This window comes from Myxococcus sp. CA040A, from assembly GCF_013336725.1.
GTDB classification, from domain to species: Bacteria; Myxococcota; Myxococcia; order Myxococcales; family Myxococcaceae; genus Myxococcus; species Myxococcus llanfairpwllgwyngyllgogerychwyrndrobwllllantysiliogogogochensis.
Window position 1 is genome coordinate 383,765 of record NZ_JABUMR010000008.1, and the last position, 10,039, is coordinate 393,803.

Annotated in this window: 7 protein-coding genes; 5 read left to right on the plus strand and 2 right to left on the minus strand. The window is 68.3% G+C overall.

What is annotated here, in order from left to right; all coding sequences use genetic code 11:
- Window positions 1-80: 80 nt before the first annotated feature.
- Window positions 81-266, minus strand: coding sequence for a hypothetical protein (locus HUA75_RS48050; RefSeq protein ID WP_371746255.1), 186 nt, complete (start codon window positions 264-266; stop codon window positions 81-83).
- Between the two features lie 321 nt (window positions 267-587).
- Between HUA75_RS48050 and HUA75_RS34395 the strand changes: the two genes are divergently transcribed.
- The 3 genes from HUA75_RS34395 to HUA75_RS34405 are packed head-to-tail and all read left to right on the plus strand — an operon-like array spanning window position 588 to window position 5,037.
- Window positions 588-2,627, plus strand: a complete 2,040-nt coding sequence (locus tag HUA75_RS34395; RefSeq protein WP_174467722.1) for a carbamoyltransferase C-terminal domain-containing protein — start codon at window positions 588-590, stop codon at window positions 2,625-2,627.
- A gap of 26 nt (window positions 2,628-2,653) precedes the next feature.
- Window positions 2,654-3,706 (plus strand): hypothetical protein, encoded by a 1,053-nt coding sequence (locus HUA75_RS34400; RefSeq protein WP_174488785.1) that lies wholly within the window; start codon window positions 2,654-2,656, stop codon window positions 3,704-3,706.
- An 8-nt stretch (window positions 3,707-3,714) separates the two neighbouring features.
- Complete coding sequence (locus HUA75_RS34405; RefSeq protein WP_174488786.1) at window positions 3,715-5,037, plus strand: nucleotide disphospho-sugar-binding domain-containing protein; 1,323 nt, start codon at window positions 3,715-3,717, stop codon at window positions 5,035-5,037.
- Here HUA75_RS34405 and HUA75_RS34410 read toward each other — a convergent pair.
- Entirely contained in the window at window positions 5,012-5,887 is an 876-nt protein-coding gene (locus tag HUA75_RS34410; RefSeq protein WP_371746256.1) for a class I SAM-dependent methyltransferase, read from the minus strand. The genes HUA75_RS34405 and HUA75_RS34410 overlap by 26 nt on opposite strands.
- Window positions 5,888-6,055: 168 nt before the next feature.
- On the opposite strand from HUA75_RS34410, the gene HUA75_RS34415 reads away from it, so the two are divergent.
- Together HUA75_RS34415 and HUA75_RS34420 are read left to right on the plus strand one after the other, a co-directional pair.
- A complete protein-coding gene (locus HUA75_RS34415; RefSeq protein ID WP_174488787.1) occupies window positions 6,056-7,213 on the plus strand; it encodes a hypothetical protein in 1,158 nt (385 codons plus the stop codon).
- Between the two features lie 176 nt (window positions 7,214-7,389).
- Window positions 7,390-9,852, plus strand: a complete 2,463-nt coding sequence (locus HUA75_RS34420) for an acylase (protein WP_254627906.1) — start codon at window positions 7,390-7,392, stop codon at window positions 9,850-9,852.
- The last annotated feature ends 187 nt before the right edge of the window (window positions 9,853-10,039 follow it).

A 10,039-nucleotide genomic window follows, 5' to 3' on the forward strand; every position in this document is an offset into this window, starting at 1 on the left:
GGCACAGCGCGCAACCTGCGGTTGGCTCGGGCGACCCGCCACCCCGAAACGCCGTTCGACGACCCCGGACTGTTCAGCAGTCAGCATCCTCCAGCCCTCCAGGGCTGGATGCCGAACCAGCGAAGGGCTGGGCGCCTGCCGTGTGCCGTCCAGCCCCCCGTGCGCTGGACCTGGCGCGCGCTCCCCTGGCACCAGCCAGAGGAACCGCACGTGCGGCGACCATCACACGGGCAGGCGTTGGAGCAGCGGTTCGAGCCCCCGAGCAAATCTCCAGGAAGACCAGTTCATCTGAACGGACCCGTAAAACGGGCCGTACATAAACCCATCGAGAAAGCCAGACGCAACCCAGCCTCCACGCGCGACGGATTGTGGATGTTATTGGCGGTGACGGGAGCGCCTCAGGGTGCCCGAGCTCGCGATTCTCCACGGACGTCAATCGGGCGGCGCGGAGCCGCCACCGATGACGATGGGGTCATCGAGGTTCTTGAGGTCATCGCCAGCCTGAACGCGGGACTCTTTCATCTTAGGCGGGTTTTTCAATACAGTGCGACTGAGTCGTCAGCGCGCATTAAACGGAGAATCCAGTAATGGCTCGAAACGTCAAGTCCACCTACGTCCTTGGTACGGGTCTCTCTCACGACGGCTCGGCGTGCCTCATCAAGGATGGGCGCATCTGTGTGGCCATCGAGAAGGAGCGCATCACCCGGCGCAAGCACGACGGTGGCAACGACTCGGACGCGGTGAGCTACTGCCTGCAGGCCGAGGGCATCACCATCGACGACGTGGCCGTGGTCGTGCAGAACGACAACTTCGGCATGCTGGTGGGGGCGGACGACTGGTTCCAGGGGCCTCGGGTGGTGAAGGGAACCAACGTCCCCCTCGTCACCATCTCCCACCACCTGGCGCACGCCTTCAGCGCCATCTGCGCGTCGCCGTTCGACGAAGCCTCGGTGCTCATCATCGATGGCAGCGGCAATTCCTTCGATGACTGCCTGGACCGTGAAGGGTGCACCCTGGGCGTGACGCCCGCCAAGGAGCTGGAGCACCTCTACTTCGAGAAGGACAGCTATTACCACTACGAGCAGGGCCGGATGCGCCCGGTCTACAAGGACTTCTCCGAGGCCGGCATGGGCATCAAGCAGTACCCCATGCGTCCCAACTTCACGATGCACTCCATTGGAGGCATGTACCTGGCTGCGAGCGTGTACGTGTTCGCGGGCTTCGAGGACCCGGGGAAGCTGATGGGGCTTGCGCCGTTTGGCCGCCCGAACCAGCACGACTTCCCCATCTTCGACCTGAAGGACGGTCGCGTCTTCGTGCGCTACGACTGGATGGAGCGCTTCACGCGGCCGGCGCGCAACAAGACGGACTTCAAGGAGGGCTTCCAGGCACACGCGGACTTCGCGTGGTGGCTGCAGCGTGAGGTGGAGCGGGCCCTGCTCTACGTCGTGAACCACCGCTACGAGCAGGCGCCGTCGGACAACCTCGTCTACGCGGGAGGCGTGGCGCTCAACGCGGTGGCCAACCGCGTCATCCGCACGCAGTCGCGCTTCAAGAACATGTTCATCCAGCCGGCGGCGGGTGACAACGGGCTGGCGGTGGGCTGCGCGTATTACGGCTGGCAGGAGGTGCTCAAGCGCGAGCGGGTGAAGGCCACGGGCTCCTCGGCGTTCGGCCGGCACTACCGCCGCGACGAGGTGGACGCGGCCCTCAAGAACCACGACGACCTGCTGAAGGAGGAGCCGGCGCAGGACGTGTACCGGCGCACCGCGGAGCTGCTCGCGGACGGCAAGGTGGTGGGTTGGTTCCAGGGGGGCTCGGAGCTCGGTCCGCGGGCGCTCGGCCACCGCAGCATCCTGGCGGACCCGCGCCTGCCGCACATGCGCGACTTCATCAACAGCAAGGTGAAGTTCCGTGAGGACTTCCGTCCCTTCGCGCCGTCGGTGCTGCGCGAGGACTGCTCCACCTACTTCGACTGCGACTACGAGAGCCCGTACATGGTCATGGTGGCGCCGGTGCGTCCGGAGTGGCGCTCGCGCATCCCCAGCGTCGTGCACCAGGACTTCTCGGCGCGCATCCAGACCGTGACGGAGGACGTGTCCCCCGCGTACTACCGGCTGCTGAAGCAGTTCAAGGAGGTCACCGGCATCTCCGTGCTGCTCAATACCTCCTTCAACCGCAAGGGCATGCCCATCGTGGAGACGCCCGAGGAGGCCATCCGGTTCTTCCTCAGCTGCGCGCTGGACGCGCTGGTGCTGGAGGACCGCATCTTCTTCAAGGTGGCGACGCGGACGTCCGTGGACCTGCCCCTGGACAAGCTGCTGCTGGAGCGCATCAAGCCCGCGCTGGAGCGCAACGTCGAGGAGGCGAAGCGGATCGGCGGGGTGTTCGAGCTGCGCCTGAGCGGCGTGCGGACCTTCACCATGGACCTGTCGCGCCAGCAGCCGACCCTCTTCGAGGGCCGTCAGAAGACCCCGGACGTGGTGCTCGAGCTCTCGGAGAGCGACTTCCAGCGGCTCTACAACGACCCCAACGAGGCCCAGTCGCTGTTTGGCCAGGGAAAGATCTCCGTCAACGGAGATCCCGCGCGCGCGCTGCAGGTGGCGCGCATCCTGCGGATGTCGTGAGCCGCCGGCCCGCACTCGAGGACACCATGAACGTACGGGAAGCCCTCCAGCGGACGAAGCACTGGGTCGATACGGAAGGCAGCCGGATCCCAGGCTTCCTGGGCGCCTATGTCGCGGGGAGTTCGACGCGCATGCCGCTGGACGCGCCCTTCGCGCCGTGGCGTGACGTCGATATCGTCATCGCCACGACGGACGCGAACGAGGTCCGGATGCCACCCCTGGAGTTCGTGCACCAGGAGGTCATCGTGGAGTGCGGCTGCCTGGACGCGAAGCTCTTCCAGCGCGCCGAGGATATCGTCGCGACCCCGGAGCACGCGGACAACCTCGCGGCGGGGGTCATCCTGTCGGACCCGACCGGCGCCTTCCAGAAGCTGCACGAGCGCGTCGCCGTGGAGTTCCCTCGACGCCCCTGGGTGCGTGCCCGGTGCGAGGCCCACCAGCGCACCTTCCTGACGCACCTGGAGCAGGCCACCCAGGCCCGCGCGGCGGGGATGTATCCGCTGATGCTCATGCACTACCACGCCGCCCTGGTCTACCTGTCGGGGCTCGTGGCGCTGTCACACCTGCGCCCCATCACGGTGCGCCAATGCTTCGTCCTCTCGGGGGAGTTGCTGGAGCGGCAGGGGCTCGGGGCCCTGCACGAGGAATCGCTGGAGCTGCTGGGCAGCGCGAGCCTGTCGAAAGCGGAAGTGGAGCACTTCCACGCGGACTTCATGAGGGCCTTTGACCGCGCGATTGAAGTGAAGCGGGGCGACATCCCGTACGGCTTCAAGCTTCGCGCGCACCTGAGGCGCGCCTACCTGGAGGGAACCCAGGAGATGATCGATGCCGGGCGGCACCGGGAGGCCGCGTTCTGGTTCTTCGGCCTCTATTTCCTCGCGCTGATGGTGATCCAGAAAGACGCCCCGGGCGACGAGAGGCCGGTGTTCCAGGCGCGCTTCGATGCGTTCTTCGCCCGGCTCGACTTGCACCCCACGGCCGACTGGATGGGCCGGCTGCGGCGCGCGAAGGCCGTCTTCGAGCGGTTCCGCGAGGCCTCGGAAACGGCCCTCGCGAGCACCCCCGCCATCAAGGACTGACTCCCCTCATGGCGACCATCCTCCTCGCGCCCTTCGCTGGCCATGGCCATATCAATCCCACCCTGAAGCTCGCCCGGGCACTGGGCCAGCGAGGCCACCGAGTGGTCTACGCGGGCCCCCTGGACTGCCAGGAGCTGGTGACCCGTCGCGGGGGCGAGTTCATCCCCGTGCTCGAGGAGCAACTGCCCAAGGGCAGCTTCGACCCCTTCCAGGCCTCCGGGTTCCTGGGGCACGTGCGCCAGCTCCGCGCGCTCACCCGCCGGGTCGACGCCGCGCTGCTGGCCATCGCGGAGGGCGCGCTCGACGGAGTCTTCGAGCGCGTGCGACCGGACCTGGTGGTCTGCGACACCCTCCTTCCGTACACGGCGCTGGTGGCCCATGGCCATGGAGTCCCAGCGGTCTTCTTCAACACCTCCGTGCCCCGCGAGTTCATCCACCCCTTCCTGTCCCGGCCACCCACGGAGCCCTCCCGCAGGCTGCGCGCCCACGCAGTCCGGGCGTTGCTCGGGGTGATGGGGGCGCTGGGCATCGCGCCCCGGATGAACGAGCGCAGCGCGCGCATCGCACGCCGCTACGGCTATCCGGTGGAGGCGCTCGCGACGGAGCCCGAGCGCCTGCTCGCGCCCCGGCTGCCAGAGCTGGTCCTCGCCCCGCGTGAGTTCGCCGAGCCCGATGGCTACGTGGAGTCGCACTACATCTACGCGGGGCCCAGCATCGACCTGGACCGGGCCCCCATGGACTTCCCCTGGGAGCGGCTCGCCGCCGACAAGCCCCTCATCCTCTTCTCACTGGGCAGCCAGGGCGCCTTCCGCCGAGCGCTGGAGCAGCAGGTGCTCGACACCGTGTTCGCGGCGGCGCGGGCGAGGCCCCAGTGGCAGTTCGTCTTCGCGGTGACGCCCGCCCACGACCCGAAGCCCTACGACGCGGAGCCCAACGTGGTGGCCGTCCACTCCGCGCCCCTGCTCCAGTTGCTGGAGCGCGCCACCGCGGTCGTCACGCACGGCGGCTTCAACACGGTGAAGGAGTGCATCTACTTCGGCGTGCCCATGGTCGTGGTGCCGTTCGTGTTCGACATGCCCGGCGTGGGGCGCGCGGTGGAGCACCGGGGGCTGGGCATCTCCTGCCCCGCGAAGACGCTGAAGTTGGAGCACCTGCTCGCATCGCTGGACTCGCTGGTGGGCGAGCCGCGGTGGCGCGCGGCCCTGGCCGCCATGCGCGCCTGCTTCCATGAGAACGAGCGGAACAACTCGGCCGCGGACGCCCTCGAGCGCCTCCTCCAGGCGCCCGAGGCCCAGGGCGCGCGGCTCAGGCCGGGTTCTTCCGCACGGTGACCTGGAAGGCCTTGCGCACCACCTGGAGGTGCCTGGCCGCGGCGGAGAGGAACGCGTCGATGCCCAGGTCCGGGCGCGAGATGTCCTGGAAGTCCGCGAGCTGCGCGGCGGCCATGCCGTAGTCGTCGAAGGTCATCACCCCACCCGGCTTGAGCAGCCGCCAGCACAGCACGGCGTCCTCCAGGACGTCGTACGTCTCGTGGGAGCCGTCCACGTAGATGAAGTCATACACGGGCTCGGGAGGAAGCCGGCGCAGGGCGACATGGGACAGGCCCGCCAGCTTCTCCACGCGCTCGCCCGCGCCGCTCGTGGCGATGTTCTCGTCGAACAAGCGCGCGGCATTCCCCTCGAACAGGTCCACGCAGGTGATGCGCGACGTCGGGTGCGTGAGCACGTTCTCCAGGAGCCAGATGGCGGAGCGCCCCTCGAAGCTGCCAATCTCCAGCACCCTCGCGCCAGGCTGCCCCATCAACGGCGAGAGCACCTCGCGCCACTCGGCTTCGCACTTGGACATCCAGTCCGTGGAGAAGCGGTAGCGGCCCACCTGCCGCAGCGCCGGGTTGCGCTCCATGTACCCGCGCGCCGCCGCCTTGACCTCCGGGGAGGCCCACTTGAAGTCCAGCAGCCGCGCGAGCGCGGCGTGCACGGAGCTCCGCAGGTTGTCCACCGACGCGGCATGAGGCCCCAGCCGCGCCGCCGCCCCGTTCGTCAGCATCGCCCCCAGGCTCTCCACCTCCTGGAGCCACACGAGGATGCCCGCGTTCGCGGCGGAGGGCTCCATCCTCAAGAAGCCCTGGAAGCGCGTGGCAAGCGACGACACCTGATGGGACAGCTCAACCCCGGGGTTCACGCGGGCCTGCCTTTCTTCGGAGGGAGGGGCACTCACGACACCCTGCCGGCGTCCGAGAGTGTCTTGGATGGTTTCATGCGGTATACCGCGAGGTCAAGGAATCGCGATTAATCACGAATGTAAACATTTCCTGATTATGTATAAACAGGCCTCGATGAAGCTCCCTCCATGAATGACACCCGCCTCCTGGTCAGCAGCATCATCCGAATCACCGAGCCCGGTGAGCGCAGCGGCTCCGTGCGACTGGTCAGCCTGAAGGAGCGGCGCGTCCTGGCGGACTGGCCCATTCCGGAGAGTCCCTTTCGCGCGTACGACCCCAACCCGCGCGGAGGGCTCAGGGGCGGTCGCGGCATCAGCGGCGACGGTGAGCGCATCGTGGTGGCGGTGACGGATCGCCTCTTCGTCTTCAATCGCGAGTGGAGGCAGGTGGGCGAGCTGAGCCATCCCCTCCTCGGCCAGGTGCATGACCTCCTGGTCGAACCGGATGGCGTCTGGGTGACGGCCAGCGCATCGGACATGGTGATGAAGCTGGGCTGGGACGGCGCCGTGCTGCGCGCGTGGAGCTGGCGGGAGGACCCCGCGCTGGCCCGGGAGCTGAAGCTGGCGGACGCGCTCGGCGGAGCGCTGAGCGACGATTACCGGGACCCGCGCCGGCTCCCCGCCTTCTTCGACTTCGTCCATGTGAATGGCGTGGCACGCTGCCCCGAGGGGCTGCTCGTGTCCTTCGGCTTCGTCCCGTCCCGGCTCTCACGACGCCTCCAGGCGCTGACGGACCTTCCCGACGCGCTCCTGCGGCGGCTGGGGCGCGGGACGCGAAAGACGAGGGCCTCGAGCGCGTTCGACCTGCGCTTCCTGGCCTCGAGCTTCACGGCCTCCTCCTGGGTCGGCGTGCTGTTGCCGGACCAGGGGCCCGCGCGCGTCGTCGCCCGCCAGGACGGCATCCTGCGCCCCAACCACAACCTGCTGCGGCACCGGGACACGCTCGTCTACAACGACACCCACAACAACCAGGTCGTGCAGCAGGCGGTGGATGGGAGCTGGAAGCGGCAGGTGGCCATCCCCGGAGATCCACCCTTCGTCCGCGGTCTCGCGCCCCTGGGGGGAAACCGCTTCCTCGTGGGCAGCCAGCGGCCGGCCGCCTTGTACGACGTGGACTTCGATTCACCGCGCTGCGAGCGGCTGCTCGAGCTGGGCACCCACCGCCACGAGTGCGTCTACGGCATCCACGTCGTGCCGGACTGTTTCGGCGAGCCCCCGGAGGAGCTCTGGGCGCCCGCGTCCCAGGCCAACGACGCGCGGCCCCGGAACGAAGCGCGGGTGGCCTAGCACACCGCCGCGCGACGTGCTGTCCGGACACCTGCTTTTGACATGAGCGCGTGTTTCAGGTCCGGACGGACTCGTGGTCGAAGGAAGCATATTGCCGGTTTGACCATTTGAGCCATGTTTCCATAGTCTGCATGGCTGACTTCAACCACCGGTCTTCCAGGTCTCCCTTGTCATTCATGAACTACTCGTTTCGCGGCCCATTCTTGCGCTGCGTGCTCGCGACCCTCGCGATCTTCACCCTGGCCGCCTGTGGTGAAGACACGGTCCCGGAGCCGCCTCCCATCGCCGCGCCGGGCTACGAGGCCACGATCCGGCTCACCCGCCACGGGATTCCCCACATCACCGCCAGGGACCTGGGCAGCGCGGCCTTCGGCCAGGGCTATGCCTTTGCCCAGGAGCACGTCTGCGCCCTGGCGGATCAAGTCCTCAAGGTTCGCAGCGAGCGGGCCCGGTTCCTGGGCGCGGGCGCTGGCAATGCCAACGTGGCCAGTGACTTCGGCTACCTCGCGCTGGACGTCTACGGCCGCGCGCGGGAGGCGCTCCCCAGGTTGCCGGTGGACGTGAAGTCGATGATCGAGGGTTACGTCGCGGGCTACAACCGCTACCTCGAGGAGGTGGGCCCCGCCGGACTGCCCCCTGGCTGCGTCAACGCCGCGTGGGTGAGGCCCATCAGCGACGTGGACCTGATGGCCTACCACGTCAGCCTGGCGCTGCTCATGAGCAGCTACCAGTTCGTCGCCGCGGTCACCAATGCCCAGCCGCCCACGACCACGGGCGGCATGCGCATCACCGTGCCGTCGCCGGAGGCCTTCAAGGAGCTGCGCGATCACGAAACGGGGAGCAACGGCTGGGCCATTGGCGCCGATCGCTCACAACGGGGCCGCGGCATGCTCGTGGCCAACCCCCACTTTCCCTGGCAGGGCGAGCTGCGGCTCTGGGAGAGCCACCTCACCGTGCCGGGCGTGATGAACGTCTACGGCGCGAGCCTGCTGGGCGTGCCAGGGGTGCTCATCGGCTTCAACGAAAACGTCGCCTGGACACACACGGTGTCGGCCGGCCAGCGGATGACGCTGTACCGGCTGAAGCTCGTGCCCGGCAAGCCGACCCACTACCTGTATGACGGGCAGGAGCGGCAGATGACGGCGCGGGAACACACCATCCTCGTGCGCCTGCCGGAGGGTTCGCTCACCAACGTGAAGCGCACGCTCTACAGCAGCCACGTCGGCCCCATGCTCGCCATCCCCGGCGCCACGGACTGGACCTCCACGGTCGCCTTCACCTATCGCGACGCCAACCTGGAGAACTCCACGCTGCTGGCCCAGTTCCACGCGATGAACCGCGCGCGCAACCTCCAGGAGTTCAAGGAGGCCTTCGCCACCATCCAAGGCATCCCCTGGGTCAACACCCTGGCGGCGGACCGTGACGGCAACACCTGGTACGCGGACGCCGCGGCCACGCCCGACCTGAGCAGCGCGGCGATCGACGCCTGGCGCACGGCCAGCTCGGGCGCGGACCCGCAGGCGACCTTGTTCCTGCGCAACCTCAACCTCGTGCTGCTCGACGGCAGCACCTCCGTCAACGAGTGGGTGGCCACTCCCGGCGGACGCAGCCCGGGACTCATCCCTTTCGCCCGCGTGCCTCAGCTCGCGCGGCGTGACTTCGTCTTCAACGCCAACGACAGCTACTGGCTCACCAATCCGGCGGAGCCCCTGCCGGACCTGTCCCCCCTGCACGGTCCCACGCGCCGCAGCCAGCAGCCGCGCTCGCGCATGAACCTGGTGATGTTGACCGAGCAGACGGCGGAAGGGGCCTCCGGCGCGGATTGGAAATTCACGCTCGACGAGCTCCAGGCCGCCATCCTCAGCAACCGCGGCCTCGTGGCGGAGATGCTGCGGCCCGGAGTGGTGGAGCGCTGCCAGGCCACGCCCACCGCGACCTACCAGGGCAGGAGCGTGGACCTCACCCGGGCCTGCGCCATCCTCGCCGCCTGGAACGGCCGCTTCGACGTGGACAGCGTGGGCGCGGTGCTCTGGCGCGAGTTCATCGGGACCTATCTGGTGAACCAGTTGCTGAACAAGGGCACGCTCTTCGACACGGCCTTCGACGTCAACGCGCCCTTCACCACGCCTGGCACCCTCACGCCCGCCCCCGCGCAGGGTGAGGACCCGATGCTCGTCAAGCTCGCGCAGGCGGTGACGCTGCTGACGTCCTCGAACATCTCCCTGGACGCGCCGTTGGGCACCGTGCAGTTCACGCCGCGCCGCGGCCTGCGCATACCCATCCACGGTGGCCACAACCGCGACGGCGTGGCGAACGTCGTCAACTACGGCACCATCCAGTCCACGCTCATCGACGTGCCGCCCGCGCGGGCCAGGCTGCTCAATGGCGAGACGGGCCTGACGTCGGACGGCTACGTCATCACCTCCGGGTCCAGCTTCCTCATGGCCCTGGAGTTCACCGACACCGGCGTGCAGGCGCGAGCCTTGATGACCTACGGCCAGTCGTCCAATCCCGCCTCGCCCTACTACTCGGACCAGACGGAGCTCTTCTCCGGGAAGCAGTGGCGCGACATCCGCTTCACCGAGGAGCAGATCCTCGCGGACCCGGCCCTGGTGGTGCAGTCCGTGTCGGCTCCGTAACCCCTCTGTACCTCCAGAGCCTCGACAGGGCCTCCGGCTGTCCCCGGGGGGCCGTTCCTCACTTGCATGTCATCACGAGTGAAACCCGTCCTCCGACCTCGGGGGACGAGCCTTCACCCGTCGTGCTCGGCACCGCCCGCCCAGGCCTGGCCCGCCAGGTGCCCGAGACACTGGAAACGTGAACATC